This window comes from Burkholderia sp. Z1 (assembly GCF_014893795.1).
Lineage (GTDB): Bacteria > Pseudomonadota > Gammaproteobacteria > Burkholderiales > Burkholderiaceae > Burkholderia > Burkholderia theae.
On record NZ_JACFYL010000003.1, the window covers coordinates 385,812 to 402,783 of the forward strand.

Below are 16,972 nucleotides of genomic sequence, written 5' to 3' on the forward strand. Positions count from 1 at the left end.
AAGGATCCATGCGTCGCCCGCATGCTGGTTCTGATCTGGAAGTCTGGTATGTCGAGCTGGATGTGCCGGCTGTCGTTCGGCAATGACTGTCGGTTGACCGCGACAGTGACCTTCGAGCGGTCCCGCGTCGAAGGGTGATAGGAGTATTGCATCTGGATGCGAAAACTCAAGGAACGTGCAACTGCCCGAACCGCCCGGATCAGTTCCCGTCGCTTGCCACTATCGAGGCCAACGCGCGATCGCCGTCGCGTTGGGCCGTGTCTTCGGCGGTAAAGACGTGCTCGCTGAATGCGATCAGCTTGAAGCCACTTCCCATTGAGCGAGGAACCGTGATGCCCCAATGCCAGCCTCCATCCTGTTCGAATACGTGGAGGGCGGGGGGCGCCTGGCTCGGTGCTGATGAAGAAGTCGTCATGGCGTGCTCTCCCGTCATCAGGCGACTGCGGGCAACTACATCGAAGGTGCGAGCTCAGTCTACGGGCATTTTTGTTGCGTCGCAACATACGCGTTGCGGTAAAAATACCGAGCCGCCAAGCGTCATAATTTTGAAACGCCATATGCACCGTGAGAGCTTACTGGCATATTGATGTGACGATTGTGATTTTTCGGAGGCATCATGGAAAGCGGTTCGCTTGTGTGGGCAGGGGTGCCGCATAACAGTGATGGCGTGGTCTTTCAGGTTCGCGTGGGGCGCGGGCTTCAGCGCTTTCATATCGCGCGGACGGTGCTTGAGAAGGCGCTCGATCTCGAGCGGTTGGCGACCGATGCGCGGCAGCTCGAGTGCTTTTACGAGCACTTGACGCCGATCCTGGGCGCCGCCCGGAAGACGCGTTCGAATGCCAAGGCCGATACTGTCCCCTTGAAGATTTCCGATTTCGTCAGAACGGGCAAGACGTGGGCCGGGCACGATGCCCGGGCGGTGACACGATGAGCACCGCCGAGCGGTCGACGAGCCTCGCGGCTTGAAGACCGCGCGCAGGATGACGGTTCGTTCACGCGTAACGGCACGATCCTTGTCCGCATCGCCAATCACTTTCGCGACCCGGCCAAGCGTTTCGAGCGTTGCTGCCTGCGTGGAACGAACCGCCCGCGACGATGGGCTTTCGCTTTCCGCAATCCGGCAAATTCATTGACTCCCTCGCTGCCGATCGGCAACGCGCGGGCGGACAGTCATGTTGGTGACACCATTGCCCGCCGTTTCAATGGTGACAGAATCTGGCCACGCAGCGTCCTACACTGGACGTACTCCTTCATCACGGCAGGAAAGCCGTCGTGTCCCGCACCCACAACACAGCCCGGAAAATCGTGCGAGCCTCAGTGAGGGCGATGATTCCGGTCATTCGAGCGAACGCGGTCACGGAAAAATAGTGGATCCCATCGTTTCGAAACACATAATCAACGACGGAGAAGAAATGGAGCAAGAGTCTCAGCCTGCGGCGATGCCATCGCTTGTCGTCAACGTTGGAGACGTCAACGAAGTCGAGCACATCGGGGGCGATCATTGGGGAAGCGCACGGAAGGCTCTGACGCCGGCCCTTGATGCCAGGCCGGGCCGTCTCGGTGCGAACCTGTTGCGGATACCACCGGGCAGAACGGCCTTTCCTTTCCACACGCACGCAAGAGAGGACGAGGTGTTCTTCGTGCTGTCCGGCCGAGGGGTCTTCCGCTACGGCGATACCGTGCAGGAAATCCGGGCAGGCGACTGCATCTCGTGCCCCGCGGGCACCGGCGTCGGTCACCAGCTGGCCAATCCGTTCGACGAGGACCTTGTCTATCTTGCGGTCGGAATGAACGATCCGCACGAGGTCTGTACCTACCCGGACAGCGGCAAGGTCATGGTCCGCAGCCTGAAAACCGTCGGGCGGTTGGCCGAGGCGCCCTATATGGATGGCGAATTGGCCCGGCCGAAGGTGCTGGACCTCGCGCAGTCATTGCTCGCTGCCGCAAACCCCTCGGGAGCTGCTTCAGAAAGTTGAAGGCGTAGGCGTTGCGTGCGTTCGCGAATCTTGGGTCTGCGGAACGGAAAGTTACTTTGGCGTGCGGCGGCGGCAGTCCCGACGCATGCGCGTCAGAGGCCGAGTTTTCGTTCGCTCATCCATTTCACGATCGCCGGATCGCGATGGGAGAAGAAACTGCTCGTGCCAGTTTCCAGCGTTGCGATGGCCTGCATGTCTTCGTCGGACAGTTCGAAGTCGAAGACGGCCAGGTTTTCCAGCATCCGCTCCTTGCGCACGGACTTCGCCAGCGCGACGATTCCACGCTGAACCACCCATCGCAGCACGACCTGTCCCACGGTCTTGCCGTGGCGCTGCGCAATCGCCGCGAGCTGCGCGTTCTCGAACAGGTTGTTGCGCCCTTCGGCGAAGGGCGCCCACGCCTCGGGCTGAATGCCAAGCCCGCGCATGAAATCGACGCTTTCGTCCTGCTGGTGGAACGGGTTGACTTCGATCTGGTTGACCGCCGGCGTCACCTCGTTGAAACACGCGATATCCATCAGACGATCCGGGTGGAAGTTGCTCAGGCCGATCGCGCGCAGCTTGCCGGCACGATGCGCTTCCTCCATCGCTCTCCACGCACCGTGAACGTCGGAGAACGGCTGATGGATCAGGAACAGATCGAGGTAGTCGAGGCCCAGGCGCTTCAGCGACTTGTCGATGGCCACCCGAGCCCGTTCATATCCGACATCCTCGACCCACAGCTTGCTGGTGACGAAAAGCTGGTCGCGCGGCACCCCGCACCGTTTGAGGCCGCGCCCAACAGCCTCCTCGTTCTTGTAGGACGCAGCGGTGTCGATCAGGCGATAGCCTGCCTGTACCGCGTCGACGACGCAGCGTTCGCATTCCGCCTCGTCCGCAATCTGAAAGACGCCGTAGCCGAGGATCGGCATCGTCATCCCGTTGTTCAGTGTCACATCCTGCATGGTCGGTCCTTGGTGCGGAAAGTCGATGGCGGTACGAGGCCGGCTCGGGGCGAACCGGATTTCATGGTCCTGAGGCGCTACTTTAGAAGGTGCGGTTTCAAGCGAATAGTCGAATTCCGGTTGCATCAGTATCAAGCTGAGATTGATACTGGTGCAATGCGCATTCGACCATGCGCGCTTCAACACAAGCATCGACCATGCCCAGCAACGACTTCAAGGCCATCGCGACCTTCGCCAAAGCGGTGGAACTCGGCAGCATCCGGAAGGCTGCGCTGGCCCAAGGCGTCACGCCTCAGGCGGCGAGTCAAACCATTGCGCAACTGGAGCAGCGCCTCGGCGTCCGGCTATTGCATCGAACCACGCGCAGCCTCGCGCTGACCGAGGAAGGGCAGCGGTTTCTGGAGAACACGCAGCCCGCACTGGAGGCGCTGGACAGGGCGCTTGTCCTCGCACGGGAATCGAAGGACGAGATCGCGGGGCCGTTGCGTATCGTCGGGCCGAAATCGTCGTTCGCGGCCGTCCTGATGCCGTTGCTCGACGCGTTCTGTCGCGCGCACCCCGGTATTCAACCGGACGTCCAGCTCGATGACGGAATCGGCAACTGGGTGCTGGATCGCGTCGATGTCGGCTTCAGGATCGGCGCATCGGCCAGCGAAGGCGTAATCGGTCGGCAGCTCTTCCCGATCCAGATGATCGTGTGCGCCGCGCCTGACTATCTCGAAGCACACGGCACGCCATCGACACTGGATGACCTCGCGGCGCACCGTTGCGGCGTGTTCCGGCATCCGGCCACGGGCAAGGTGGCGCCCTGGTACCTGAACGTCGACGGCAAGCTCGAACATCGGCAGATGTCTCCTGCGTTCGCGACGAACGACTCGGAGCTCGAAGTGCACGCGGTGCTCGCCGGGCAGGTGATGGGGCAGCTCGCGGGGTTCTCGGCCGTGCCGCATATCCAGGCGGGACGACTGGTGCCGGTTCTCGTGCAGCATATGAGCACGCACATCGGCCTGCACGTTTACTACGGAAGCCGAACTGCTCTGCCGAAGCGCGTGCGAGCGTTTCTGGATCTCGCGTTCGAGCGCCTGCATGACTGCCACGATTTCATGCTCACGGATAAAGAGATCGAGCGGTTCAAGGTGCGGTCGAAGCGATCTGTCCGCGCGCGGTAAGTTGGCCGGTTCATCACGTGTGATTTTCTTTCCGGGCGATTGCCGGCCAGAGATCGACAGCGGCCGCGAAAGCAGGCCACGAAACGCCCGGGCGTCCAACGCCGCCATGGCCGCCCATCCATTGATGTACGCGCTGCAATCGGCGCGGTAACCGCTAGAATTGCGGTTTTAGCCCGGAACACGTCCATGTCTTTTGCCTCGCTCGGCCTGATCGACCCCTTGCTGCGTAATGTGCAGGACCTCAATTACCAGACACCGACGCCGGTGCAGGCCAAGGCGATTCCTGCCGTGCTCGGTGGCAAGGACGTCATGGCTGCGGCACAGACCGGCACCGGCAAAACGGCGGGTTTCGCGCTTCCGCTGTTGCAACGGCTGGTGCAGCACGGCCCGGCGGTGTCCAGCAACCGTGCGCGCGTGCTGGTGCTGGTGCCCACGCGTGAACTGGCCGAACAAGTGCTGCAAAGCTTTGTCGCTTACGGCAAAGGCCTCGACTTGCGATTTCTGGCTGCCTACGGCGGCGTGAGTATCAACCCGCAGATGATGAAGTTGCGCAAAGGCGTGGACGTGCTCGTTGCCACGCCGGGCCGGTTGCTGGATCTGAATCGCCAGAACGCGGTGCAGTTCGATCAGGTCCAGACGCTGGTGCTGGATGAAGCCGACCGCATGCTGGATCTGGGCTTTGCGCGCGAGCTCGACGCCGTGTTTGCCGCGTTGCCCGCTCGGCGCCAGACGCTGCTGTTCTCGGCGACGTTTACCGACGATATCCGCGCGATGGCGGCGGGCATTCTGAGCAGCCCGGTCAATATCAGCGTCAGCCCGCCCAATGTCACGGCGAGCAAGATCAAGCAGTGGGTGGTGCCGGTGGACAAAAGGAACAAGCCCGACCTTTTCATGCACCTGGTGGCCGAGAACAAATGGGAGCACGCGCTGGTGTTCGTCAAGACCCGCAAAGGCGTGGATTACCTCGCGGCCATGCTGGATGAAGCGGGTTACGCGGTCGACACCATCCACGGCGACAAGCCGCAACCCGCACGCCTGCGTGCGCTGGAGCGCTTCAAGACACGCGAAGTACAGATGCTGGTCGCCACCGACGTGGCTGCGCGCGGGCTGGATATCGACGACCTGCCGCTGGTGATCAACGTTGATCTGCCGATCGTGGCGCAAGACTACGTGCACCGTATTGGCCGTACCGGCCGCGCGGGCGCGAGCGGCGTGGCTGTGTCCCTCGTGTGTGCCGATGAAGCGCCGCAACTGGCCGCGATCGAAGCGCTGATCCGGCAATCGCTGCCCCGTGAAGAAGAGCCGGGTTTTGAAGCTGATCACCGTGTGCCGGAAACCAGTGCAACGGGCGAGATCATCAAGAAACCGAAAAAGCCCAAGAAGCCGAAAGTGCCGCAGGCTGTGCCGGGCGCCAAGCAGGCAACCGGCAAGAAGCCGCACTCGCAAGGCGGCGAAAACAAACGCAAGCCCGGGGCGCAGCGTGCTGTCGCCGCAGGCAAAGGCACGAGTTTGTCCAGCGGGAACCCGTTCAGTGTGCAGAAGCCGCGCGGCAAGCCCGCCAGCAAGCCGGCTGCGGGTGCAGGCAAACCGGCTGGCAAACCCGCCGGTGGTCGCGGAAAACGTCAACCCTGATTCGTGGGGGATGAGTAACGCCATCGCAGTGAGCCGAAGCCTGCGTATTGGGTATCGACGATTCTGAGCTTGACAGGATGGCCGGTAAAGTTCGGCGACCGATCACCTGAGTTCCTACGGTCGACCGGCCGTTCTGCGGCGCGCTCTGCCGCTGGCCGCTGGCCGCGGGGCGAGCGTCGATCGGTAGCCGATCGGCGAGGTTCGGCCACATTGAGACGTTCGACGGTGCGGCTGAATCGCTGACAATCGACGCGTTGACGCCGGAAGCCGCGATGCTAGGACGTAATATGCCAAACGATCTGAACCAGGCAGCCTATTGGGTTTCGTTTATACATGAGCACTGCCCGTTTCCAAATCGAGACGCGCTTGCGGCGCAGTTCGCGAATGCAGAGATACTCAGACTCTGTGCTTATAACGTCTTCGTCAGCGAATCGCTCATTGAGAATTAAGCGGGAATTGCGCATGCCGGTCCGGGCGGTGAATGACCGCTATTGAGCAGATCGAGTAGCTGCAATGGGTCCGGGAAGCGCCATTCGCTGGCGCGAGATGGCACGGCGACCAAGGTAGCCGCTTTACACTGCGACAAATGAGCTACTCTTCCCTGCAACCCCAGCCCCAAAACGTCCTCACCTCCTATTTCTGGAGCGGCGACACCATCCGCAGTCGGCGCGTAAGTGACATCGTGCTGTCCGGCACGGTCGACGTGCCAGAGCCGCCGGCGCGTCTGCTCGCGGATTGGGCTAGGGAGATTTCGTCCCGCATGACCCTGGAACCTGGGGATGTTGAGGCGTTACCTCTGGCACGAGCACGAGCGCGCTGGCCGGACTACTCGCACTGCGTGCAGGCAGTGGCTGATTGGGCGAGCAAGCTTGGACTGCCCGGAGTACTTGCCTCCAGTGACGTCGCTCTCATGGCTTGCCGCGGCGCGAGGTATCACCACGACGGAGAGCAGTATGGCGGCGCGGCCTTCTGCAATCTCTTCCTGAGCGAGGATAAGGGTCAGGACGTACACTTTCCATCGTTGGGTCTTCGAATCCCCCTGACCCGGGGTTCGGTTCTGATATTCGATACCTGCCAGTCTCATGGCGTCATTCGGCGCGGCAGCAGCGGTTTTGATGTGGACGACTTCCCGCCCGGCCAGGATTGCACTCAGGTATTCCTGACCTGGGAGCTTCCCGTTGAGGCTATCCATGTCAGGCAGGCGCTCAACGTCGCCTTTGACATCGATCTTTCGACCTCGCTGAAGGTAAATGAGGAGCACGTCCGGCTGAATGATGAAAGAGTCAGCGTGTGTGACAAGTCAGGTCGGTGGCACCGAGCTGACTAATCGCCAGGACTAGTCGCGATCCCACCTAGTCGGCTGCATCGATCTCGCCGTCGCCTGCCGGCCAGGAAGCGACATTCGACACATCAGGCGAAATCGCCGACAATCGGCGATACTCTAGCTGTAGGGTGCCAGTTACTGCGTGCAAATGGTTGGGTCGGGTTACATTGCAATACGCTTAGTTCGGGGCCACTTTCTTCTATAAAAGTCTCGAAGATGAATTGAAAATAATCCATGATCTATCGCTTGAGTCAGGGGGGTGAGAATTGGGTAAATTGATTTTTTTACTGATATTGCCCACACTCCTCGTCATCGTTCCGTATGGAATGGTAAAAATTGGCAGAGACGCCGAAAAGTGGCATGCCGAGGTCAAAAAAATATTAGAAACCAAAGATATCCCTCAATCCACGAATTTTTTCTATTCAAGAGGGGCCGTTGCGTTCGAAGCGATGGCTTTACTAGTCCTCACCGGAGTGTTTATGTTCATAAACACGGTGTGGTTTTGGGCTCCCGCGAAGCAGCCAAATGATCATCTGGCCGCAATCGTGTTTGGCACCATGTTGTTACCCGCAACGATTTTCTTTGGAAAGAAGGCTCGCGACGTTGTCCGAATTTTGTGGAATATCAACACGCCTGCAGTAACGCTTTCAAAAACTGGCTATCAACACGGAGATTTGCAACTCCCATGGGCTTTCATTGAAAAGGTAACTGTGACTGGTGGATACAGGAGGACACCATCGGTCGTGGTGAAATTTAAAAACGCCAATGGAAAATCGGGTAAGGATGTAATTGATTTGTCACTATTGCGAGAACGGCATTTAGAGGAGTACATCAATGTCTACATGTCAGCTTCTCAAGAGAGCTGATAGGACGACAATTTTCAGCAGTGGGAACAACCAGTGATGGGGACTTTCCCCTGCTTTTGAGTGTCCGCTTCGAAGTGCCGCTGCTGGCCGCAATGGGTCGGTAACGGACGATCCCGAAATCCGTCACCAACGACGTTCTTCATTCACATTCACGCGCCACCCGTCGCGGGGCATGACGATCATTCTGTGCTCGAGCGGCCGTCTCTCTCGAAGTCGACGCGCACGCCTCACTGCGCTCGGGTATGCTGCGTCAAAATCGGCGCGGCGAACCAATCGCATGCGGCTTCGATAGAGCGGGTAACAGCCTGATCGCATCGCAACCATTCGCCACACCACGCCGCATTCATCTCCCGGAAAGGAGGCCGCACATGGCAGAACTGGACAACCTGCTTCACGAGCGAATCGTAGCGCTGAGCGAAGCCGGCGATGCATTGGCGGAAGACGAAAACTACGAAGGCGCACTCGCAAAATACTGGGAAGCGTTCGACCTGCTTCCCGAGCCCAGGACCGATTGGGAGGCGGGAACCTGGTTGCTGGCCGCGATCGGCGACGCGAATTTCCATCGAGGCGACTACGCGGCCGGCCGCGACAATCTTGGCCACGCGATGCATTTCCCCGACGCGATCGGCAATCCGTTTCTGCACCTGCGGCTCGGGCAGTGCCAACTCGAACTCGGCAATCTCGATCGCGCGGCTGACGAACTGATGCGCGCCTACATGGGCGGCGGACCGGAACTGTTCGAGGACGAGCACGGCAAGTACCTGCGATTCCTCGCCACGCGGGCGGAAGGAATCGAGACGCCCTGACCCGAATGCATTAGCGTTTCCCCCAATGCGGAAACCGCCGCGCCAGCCGATGTTGCAGAGAGAGAAGATGTAAATAATTGATCCGAGGCCAATTATGACGACATCCGAAACAAACGGACCGAACGCGACATCGCCTGAAACGGCTGAGGCGGCCGACGCGGCAGCAGCATCCGACGACGCATGCAGCGCACCGTCGATCCTGCTGGTCGACGACGAGCCGAGCATGATGTCGGCGCTCAAGCGCGTGTTCCGGCCCGCAGGTTACGACATCCTGACAGCCGACAGCGGCGAAGCCGCGCTGGAAATACTGGCGTCGACCGAAGTCGACCTGATCGTGTCCGACATGCGGATGCCGCACATGAGCGGTGCGGAATTTCTGGCCCGCGCACGGGCCATGTACCCGGACACGATGCGCATCCTGCTGACCGGCTATGCGGAGATCGCGTCGGTCGTGCAGGCCGTCAACGAAGGCGGCGTGTATCGCTATCTGAACAAGCCGTGGGACGACCACGATCTGCTGATGACCATCGAACAGGCGCTGGAGCAGCGGCGCTTGCGCCGCGAAGCCGCCCGGCTGGCCGCGCTGACGGAGGCACAGAATGAAGCGCTGCGCCGTTTCAACACGGAACTCGAAACGCAGGTGCGCGCGCGCACCGAGGAACTCGGCCAGACCGTGATGTTCCTCGAAGCGGCACAACGCGACCTGAAAAGCAGCTTCACGGCGATGGTCCAGGTGTGCGCGAGCATGATCGAAATGCGGTGCGGGACCGCCAGCGGCCACGCGATGCGGGTCGGCGAGATCGCGCGCCGGCTCGCGTTGTCGTCGGGGATGAGCAGTCTGCACGCGCAGGACGTCTATTACGCGGGGCTGCTGCACGGTATCGGCAAGCTGTCGCTGCCCGACGAATTGCTGCACAAGCCGACCACGCGGATGACGACGGACGAACACCGCCTGTTCCAGGAGCATCCGCTGCGCGCGCAGATGGTGCTGACGCCTGTCGCGCAATTGCACAAGGTCGCATCGATCGTGCTGCACCAGTACGAGCGCTTCAACGGGCGCGGCACGCCGGACGGGCTGGCCGGCGATGCGATCCCGCTCGGCTCGCGGATCGTTGCGATCGCACGCGATTTCGAAGGGCTGCGCAACGGCGAAATCGGGGCGCCGCATTCGCTCGAGCAGGCGCTCGATGCGTTGCAGTCGCAGGCGGGCGTGCGTTACGACCCGCAGATCGTCGAGCGTTGCATCGAGCTGATGCGTGACCCGGCGAGTCTCGGTATCGCGGCGTCGGTCGCGGAGATCAAGTCCGCGCAGCTGCGCGAAGGGATGCAACTGGCCGACGACCTGCGCACGCATCGCGGCGTGCTGCTGATGACGAAGGGCAGCGTGATGTCGGCGCACCAGATCGAACTCGTGCGCCGCTTCGAGACGCGGGAAGGGGCGCCGTTCGATATCCTTGTTCTGGCCGGCTCGGCCGCCTCGAAGCAGACGCACAACGCGAGCGCGCCGCCCGGCTGACACACGACGCGCGGCGGGCTGGCCGCGGTGCGCTCGACTGCGCGCCGCAGCCATGCATCCTCATCGATTCGGGCGCTCGATCATGCACGGCACCTACAACCTCCTGCTCGTCCTGCTGTCGCTCGCCATTGCGACGCTGGCGTCCTATACGACGCTCGATCTGGCCGCGTTCATTTCGCTGCTCGACAACCCGAAGCTCAAGCATGCGTGGCTGGGCGGTGGCGCGGCCGCGATGGGCACCGGGATCTGGTCGATGCATTTCGTCGGCATGCTCGCGTTTTCGCTGCCGATCCCGCTGGGTTATGCGCTGCTGGACACGGGCGCATCGCTCGCGATCGCGGTGCTCGTGTCGTATTTCGCGCTGACCGTCGTTACGCGTGCGCGGCTGGGCTGGCGGCGGCTGCTCGCGGGCGGGGCGCTGATGGGCGGCGGGATTGCCGGCATGCACTACACGGGGATGGCCGCGATGCACATGGAGCCCGGCATTCGCTACGATCCCGCGCTGTTCGCCGCATCGATCGGCGTCGCGGTGGTCGCGTCGACGGCCGCGCTATGGATTGCGCAGGCACTGCGCGTGCAGCAGGCGCGCCATGCGACCGCACAGCGAGTCGGCGCGGCCTTCATCATGGGCATCGCGATTACCGGCATGCACTATACGGGGATGGCGGCCGCGCATTTCGCGCCGGACGCGCGATGCGGCGCCGCGAACGGGATCGACACGCCGTGGCTCGCGACGACCGTCGCGCTGTTTACGATGGCGACGCTGATTGTCACGCTGCTGCTCAGCCGCTTCGATGCGCGCACAACCTTTTTGCGCGGGATGGCCGACACGCTGGAGAGGCTCGTGCAACTGCGCACCGCGGAACTCGAACGCGCGTTGCGCCGCTACGAGCAGTCGACGGAGATGCTGCAGCGTACGCGCGAGAACATGGCGACGGAGATCGACGAACGCAAGGCCGCGCAGGCACGGCTCGAACAGGAGAAGGATGAGCAGCGGCGTCTTCTGCATGCGCTCGAGGAATCCCACGTGCAGTTGCTGCAGTCGGAAAAACTCGCGTCGATCGGCCAGCTCGCGGCGGGCGTTGCGCACGAGATCAACAATCCGATCGGCTTCGTCAGCGCGAACCTCAATACCTTGAAGACCTGGGTGCGCAGTCTGCTCGATGTGGTCGCGGCGCATGAGGCGGCGCTGCCGCAGCTCGACCCCGGCGCCCGCGACGCGCTGACGGCGATGGGCCGCGCCGCTGATCTGGACTACGTCCGCGACGAGATCGTGACGCTGATCGACGAATCGATCGACGGCGCGGTACGGGTGCGGCGCATCGTGCAGGACCTGCGCGATTTCTCGCGCCCGGTCAGCGATGAATGGAGCGTGGTCGATCTCCATGCAGGGATCGAGAGCACGCTCAACGTCGTGCATAACGAACTCAAGTACAAGGCCGACATCGTGCGCGATTACGGTGACCTGCCGCAGGTCGAATGCTTGCCGTCGCAGTTGAACCAGGTATTCATGAACCTGCTGGTCAACGCGGCGCAGGCGATTCCCGAGCGCGGCGTGATCACGATCCGCACGTCGAGCGATGGCGAGCAGGTGTCGATCGCGATCAGCGACACCGGGACGGGCATGACGCCCGACGTGGTCCGGCGGATCTTCGATCCGTTCTTCACGACGAAGCCGGTCGGGCAGGGAACCGGGCTCGGCCTGTCGGTCTCGCACGGCATCGTCGAGCGCCATCGCGGCGCGATCGACGTGACGAGCGAGCCCGGGCGCGGCACGACGTTCTGCATTCGGCTGCCGGTCCGGCGGGCCAGCGACAACGCGAACGCGGCGGCGTTGGAGCAACGGGTGTGAGAAGCGGCCACCGTTCGCCGAACGAGTCGAATTCAACTGAATCGCCGGGCTCGACACCTTCCTCGGGCATGTCGCAACCGGCTCGACGAATGGCACGGCTTCGCGCGGACCGACGAAGCGGAATGAGACATCGACCAAGAGCGGCTAACACAACCTGGACATGATGCTGCGGGCGTCGTATCGTCTACGGCATGTCAGGACGCAAAATCAGTAACGAATTATGGGTGGCGCTGGACCAACGGACCGAGGCAAGCTCGGATCGAAGCGACACATAACGCAGCGGTTTCGCGGACGCCGGCGATCGTCATCCCCGCGCGCACGACGCTGCGTTACAAGGCTGAGCCGTTAGCAAGCGGTGTCGGGTATATTCAGCAGGTTCTCCATCATCAAGGTAGCCATTCAATGGAATCACGACGCAAGGCAGTGGGCGTGGTCGCGCCTGCGGGTGCGCCCGATCCGGAAGGCATCGCGCGTGGCATTGCGCTCGTCGAAAGTTGGGGCTTCGAGGTCAGGGCGGGCGCGCATCTCGGCAGCCGGTACCGCTATTTCGCCGGTACCGCCGAGGAGCGCGCGGACGACTTGCGGCGCACCCTGATGGATCCGTCGATCGAGATCGTGTGGCTCGCGCGGGGGGGATTCGGTTGCGCGCATTTGCTTGAGCACTTGCCCGACGAGATCGCAACGCCAAAGACGATCATCGGCTTTTCCGACGCAACGTCACTGTTCTGCGCACTCGCGGATCGGCCCGGCGTGCGTTTGCTGCATGGCCCGACATTTCACAGTCTGGCGACCAAGGTCGACGACGCGACGCGTGCCGACATTCGCGCTGTGCTGACCGGCGACGAACGCGCCGCGCTGAGTCTGCGGCATTTGTCCGGCGCCCCTGGTGCAGTGCGGGGACGTCTGTGCGGCGGCAACGTGACGGTACTCGCGAGCGTCGCGGGTACGCGCTGGTCGCTTCGCTCACGCGACGCGATCGTACTGCTGGAGGACGTGACGGAGTTCGGCTACCGGCTCGACCGCAGCCTGACGCAACTGCGTCTGAGCGGTGCGTTCGACGGAGCCCGTGCGTTCGTGCTCGGGCAATTCACGCACTGCCCGATCCCGGACGGCGCGGATTTCACGCTCGAGCAGATGCTTGTCGACGTGCTGGGCGGCTTCGGCCTGCCGATCTACTCGGGTCTGCCGATCGGACATGAACACCGCAACATTACTTGGCAATACGGCAACCAGGCTGCCATCGAGAACAGCGCGATTCGGTTCGTCGCGTAGCGTCGAATCTAGAAGGACAGGAACGCGTATTCAAAGCCGGCCGTCCCGGGCACAGGCACAAGGGCCGGTGCCCGGTCGAATACCGGAGGAGTCTCGGAATTGCGGCATATACCAGTCCAAGATTTTTGCCGTCTCGCGCCCCGCGCGGTCAAGATTCGTTGAACGCCAACACCTTGATTTCATCTGTTCCCGCAGCCTTCCATGTGTGCCAGCTTAGAGTCGCTAACACAAGTTATCCACGAATCTAGAGCAGATGACGGCGGCAGCCAGAGCGAGCAAAGCGGCATGAATATCGAGGCGGCGCTCGAAGCGAATCCGGAGCTTGCCGAAGCCAGCAAACCAGGCATGTGTGCGCTCGACGACCCAACGATGACGCCCGAGCCGCTCACTGCTTTCGATACCACGGCGGGCAATATGGGCCTTGACACCGCGCTGTCTCAGATAGCGCCGGCAACGAGCAAAGTCATACCCTTTGTCGGCGTGCAGTTTGCTCGGCTGCTTGCGCGGCTGCCCGTTCAGGCCCGATACCGCAGGAATGGAATCAAGCGTGGGCTCGAATTCCAGCGCCACCCATAATTCGTTACTGATTTTGCGTCCTGCCATGCCGTAGACGATACGACGCCCGCAGCATCATGTCCAGGTTGTGTTAGTCGCTCTAAGCACGCGAACCGCGTCAGGTAGCCGCCCCGGCCACTACCGCCGATCCAGCAGCGTGTCGCTCAGCACGCTGAACGCCGCGCCTGGCAGCTCCTGCAAGTGTTCGACCACGCTGCTGACCGGATAGAACGCTTCGACCGCATCGTCGAGAATCCCGACGCCGATCAGTTCGACACGTTGCTCGCGCAGCGCATCGACGCGTGCGCGCAGGTCGGTGCGCAGGATTGCCGGGTTGCCGTCGCCGGTTGCCGGATAGCCGTCCGACAGCACCATCAGGATGCGCCGGCGCGCGCGCTTCGACAGCAGCCGCTCGGCGGCCCAGCTCAACGCCTCGCCGTCGGGATTCTCGTGGCCGCATTCGATGCAGGCCAGGCCGCTCGGGTTGTCGGAATCGAACCGCTTGTAGACGCGCAAGTCGAGCCGTTCGACGAAGCGGTTATAGCCGAAGGTTTCTTTACCGTCGTCGATCCAGCGCCGGTAATGCGCGCGCATCGCGGCATCCTCGACGGAGCTGTAGCCGAGCACTTCGCACGCGAAGCCGAGCTGCATCAGCGCGTCGCATAGCGCGGCCGCGCAGAGGGTCGCGAGTTCGATCTTCTTGCCGGCCATCGAGCCGCTGCAGTCGATCAGCAGGCTGACCGCCGCGTCGCGCCCCGGCGCCGCGCGTTTGACGCGAAACGGCGTGCGATAGCCGGGCGTGGTCGCCAGGCGGACGAGCGAAGTCCGGTCGAGCTGGCCGCGCTCCTGTTCGCGCTTCCAGCGCGTCTGCTCGTCCACCTTCAACGCGCGTTCGAGCCGTATCTTGAGCGGCTCCGTCTGCGCGCGGGCCGCGCCACGGAGGCGATGCCAGCGAGCCGGTTCGCCTTTTCCCGTGAAGTCGGTGATCGTATCGAACGCGGTGGTCAGCGGGACGGAGAACAGCGGCCGATTGTCGGCGGACAGGCGGATCGAGCCGGGCGCCGCATCGCCCAGCGTGGGCGCTTCGGTCGACGGCTCGGTATCGGCGATCGCACCGGCGCCGGATTCGGCGCTGACCGGCGCGCGCGCGTCGTCCGATGCGCTTTGTCCGTCCGATTCGAACTCGGCGGCGATGCTCGCGCTGTCGATCGTGCTGCCCGGATCGGCCGTGAACATCATGTTGTTGGCGCCGGCCGACGCGAGCGCGCGTACGCGTTCGACAATTCGGTACGCCGCGCGGATGCTGTCGGCCGTCGATGTCGCGGCGCGCGCGTCGTCGACGAGATCGTCGGACGCGGCCATCGTCGCGTCGAGCGACGGCACGCGCTCGATGGCGGACGGCTGTTCGTCCCACAGCGCGCGTTCGATGCGCCACAGCAGTTTGTCGCGCCACGCGATCCCGGGCCATCGGCCGAGCGTTTCGGTGGCCGACGCCGCGCGCATCCGGCGCAGGAACGTGTTCGCGCCGGGATAGATCGCGACGAGGCGAGTGGCCACGCGCCGATCGTCGATCACTTGCGCGATGGCCCGCACACGGGGCGATGCCAGCGCGGCCACGTCGTCGATTGCGCCGAAGCGTGTGCGTGCCGCATGGAGGTCGACGAAGCCGGTGATCGCGTCGTCGTCGACATCGCCGATGAGCAGCGTATCGGGCAACACCAGCACGTCGCGCTGCACGACCGGCCCGTGGCTCGCGAACCGCACTTCGATGCCGTGCCGTTGCGTGAGCGTGCGGGCCAGCCGTGTCAGGTGGAGCGCGCGCGCATCGTCGTCCCGGTCCATCGCGCTAGGCCTCGACGTCGATGTAGTGGCGGATGATGCTGCGGATAAGGTCGGCATCTTCCGCGCTGACCTTCGCATAGATGGTCGGGCCGGCGGCCGATTCGGGGTCGCCGGTGCGCAGCATCAGCTCGGCCCAGTCGAGCAGGCGCCGCGTCGAGAACGCGCTGGTCAGGTCCTCGCGGACGAACGCGGCGCGGCAGTCGGCCGCGATCGCCGCGAGCGTGTCGGCCATCGCGTCGGACATGGCCGCGCCGAAGGTCCGCTGCAGCACGCGCGCCTCGTCGGGCGGCGGCAGATAGTCGAGGTGGTACACGCGCCAGCGGTCGAGGAACGCCTCGTTCATCACGTTCGCGCCCTGGTACAGGTGGCGGAACTGCCCCATCGCGCCCACCGCATTGGCGGTCGCGAACAGCCGGAACGACGGATGCGGCACGACGATCTCGTTGCCTTTTTCCTTCAGCAGCAGGCGCCCGGCCGGTTCGAGCACGGCGGTCAGCACCGCGAGGATGGCCGGTTCCGCGAAGTCGATCTCGTCGACGATGAGCCACAGCCCTTCGCGCATCGCGGTCGGCAGCACGCCGTCGACCCAGATCGTCTCGCCACCCTTGACGGTCCAGAAGCCGACGAAGTCGCCGACCGTCGTCTGCCCGTTCATGTTTGAGCGCAGCACGCCGTGGCCGGCTTGCGCGGCGGCCTGCTCGATGAGGCTCGTCTTGCCCGTTCCGGTGTGCCCGATCAGCAGGATGCGCCGGTTCTCGACAATGTCTTCCAGCACGTTCGTCGCGCGTGCGGTGAACAGGTAGGCCGGGTTCGGCGGCGGCACGAGCGGCCCGCCGGGGCCGCGTGGCATCGGCACACCGCCCACGTGCGTGGTGTGCGTCGCATCGCCGGCGGCCGACGGCCGCGCCACCTGCGCACGGCGCAGGTCCTGCATGAACCCGCCGCGATGGGCGGGGGCCGCGCGCTCGCCGGCTTCGCGCCGGACGAAACCTTCCTGAAGCCACTTGTGCAGTTTCGCGTCGAGGTTGTCCGCATCGACGACCGTATCGACCGACGTGCTGCCGTCGGGCCGGTGATGCTGGATGCGGTACATGTGCGCGCGTTCGGAGCGGCTGACGATCCATTGTCCGGCGGACGGATCCGCGAGTTGCCGATAGACGCCGAGTACCGATGGGGCGGAAGGGTGGTTGTCAGCGGGTGCGTTCATGGTGGCAAGCG

At 63.2% G+C, this 16,972-nt stretch carries 14 protein-coding genes and 1 pseudogene; 10 read left to right on the top strand and 5 right to left on the bottom strand.

Features of this window, described 5'->3' with window-relative positions:
* Positions 1-199: 199 nt before the first annotated feature.
* Positions 200-415, bottom strand: a complete 216-nt coding sequence (locus tag H3H55_RS34110; protein WP_193102614.1) for a hypothetical protein — start codon at positions 413-415, stop codon at positions 200-202.
* Between the two features lie 201 nt (positions 416-616).
* Here H3H55_RS34110 and H3H55_RS34115 point away from each other — a divergent pair, with 201 nt between their 5' ends.
* On the top strand, positions 617-931 hold the full coding sequence (locus H3H55_RS34115) for a hypothetical protein (RefSeq protein WP_129518262.1): 315 nt from the start codon (positions 617-619) through the stop codon (positions 929-931).
* Between the two features lie 436 nt (positions 932-1,367).
* Complete coding sequence (locus H3H55_RS34120) at positions 1,368-1,976, top strand: cupin domain-containing protein (RefSeq protein ID WP_193102615.1); 609 nt, start codon at positions 1,368-1,370, stop codon at positions 1,974-1,976.
* Between the two features lie 92 nt (positions 1,977-2,068).
* On the opposite strand, the gene H3H55_RS34125 is transcribed toward H3H55_RS34120, so the two are convergent.
* Positions 2,069-2,920, bottom strand: a complete 852-nt coding sequence (locus tag H3H55_RS34125) for an aldo/keto reductase (protein ID WP_193103107.1) — start codon at positions 2,918-2,920, stop codon at positions 2,069-2,071.
* Between the two features lie 197 nt (positions 2,921-3,117).
* Between H3H55_RS34125 and H3H55_RS34130 the strand changes: the two genes are divergently transcribed.
* The 8 genes from H3H55_RS34130 to H3H55_RS34165 all read left to right on the top strand — a co-directional run bounded on the left by H3H55_RS34130 (position 3,118) and on the right by H3H55_RS34165 (position 13,357).
* Positions 3,118-4,089, top strand: coding sequence for a LysR family transcriptional regulator (locus H3H55_RS34130; RefSeq protein WP_193102616.1), 972 nt, complete (start codon positions 3,118-3,120; stop codon positions 4,087-4,089).
* Between the two features lie 186 nt (positions 4,090-4,275).
* Positions 4,276-5,721, top strand: a complete 1,446-nt coding sequence (locus H3H55_RS34135; protein WP_193102617.1) for a DEAD/DEAH box helicase — start codon at positions 4,276-4,278, stop codon at positions 5,719-5,721.
* 586 nt (positions 5,722-6,307) lie between these two features.
* Positions 6,308-7,048 carry a hypothetical protein gene (locus tag H3H55_RS34140; protein ID WP_193102618.1) on the top strand — a complete coding sequence of 247 codons (741 nt, stop codon included), beginning with the start codon at positions 6,308-6,310 and terminating at the stop codon, positions 7,046-7,048.
* Between the two features lie 263 nt (positions 7,049-7,311).
* Entirely contained in the window at positions 7,312-7,911 is a 600-nt protein-coding gene (locus tag H3H55_RS34145) for a hypothetical protein (protein ID WP_193102619.1), read from the top strand.
* Positions 7,912-8,279: 368 nt separating this feature from the next.
* Entirely contained in the window at positions 8,280-8,717 is a 438-nt protein-coding gene (locus H3H55_RS34150; RefSeq protein WP_193102620.1) for a tetratricopeptide repeat protein, read from the top strand.
* A gap of 94 nt (positions 8,718-8,811) precedes the next feature.
* Entirely contained in the window at positions 8,812-10,233 is a 1,422-nt protein-coding gene (locus H3H55_RS34155; RefSeq protein ID WP_193102621.1) for an HD domain-containing phosphohydrolase, read from the top strand.
* Between the two features lie 82 nt (positions 10,234-10,315).
* A complete protein-coding gene (locus H3H55_RS34160; protein WP_193103108.1) occupies positions 10,316-12,085 on the top strand; it encodes a histidine kinase in 1,770 nt (589 codons plus the stop codon).
* A gap of 402 nt (positions 12,086-12,487) precedes the next feature.
* Complete coding sequence (locus tag H3H55_RS34165; protein ID WP_193102622.1) at positions 12,488-13,357, top strand: S66 peptidase family protein; 870 nt, start codon at positions 12,488-12,490, stop codon at positions 13,355-13,357.
* 222 nt (positions 13,358-13,579) lie between these two features.
* On the opposite strand, the pseudogene H3H55_RS34170 reads toward H3H55_RS34165, so the two are convergent.
* From H3H55_RS34170 to H3H55_RS34180, 3 genes and pseudogenes are all read right to left on the bottom strand, one after another.
* A pseudogene (locus H3H55_RS34170) lies at positions 13,580-13,915 on the bottom strand (transposase); the annotation flags it as partial.
* A 135-nt stretch (positions 13,916-14,050) separates the two neighbouring features.
* A complete protein-coding gene (locus H3H55_RS34175) occupies positions 14,051-15,811 on the bottom strand; it encodes a cobaltochelatase CobT-related protein (RefSeq protein WP_226800682.1) in 1,761 nt (586 codons plus the stop codon).
* Positions 15,759-16,961, bottom strand: a complete 1,203-nt coding sequence (locus H3H55_RS34180) for an AAA family ATPase (RefSeq protein ID WP_193102623.1) — start codon at positions 16,959-16,961, stop codon at positions 15,759-15,761. The genes H3H55_RS34175 and H3H55_RS34180 overlap by 53 nt, the downstream gene beginning before the upstream one ends.
* Positions 16,962-16,972 lie beyond the last annotated feature (11 nt).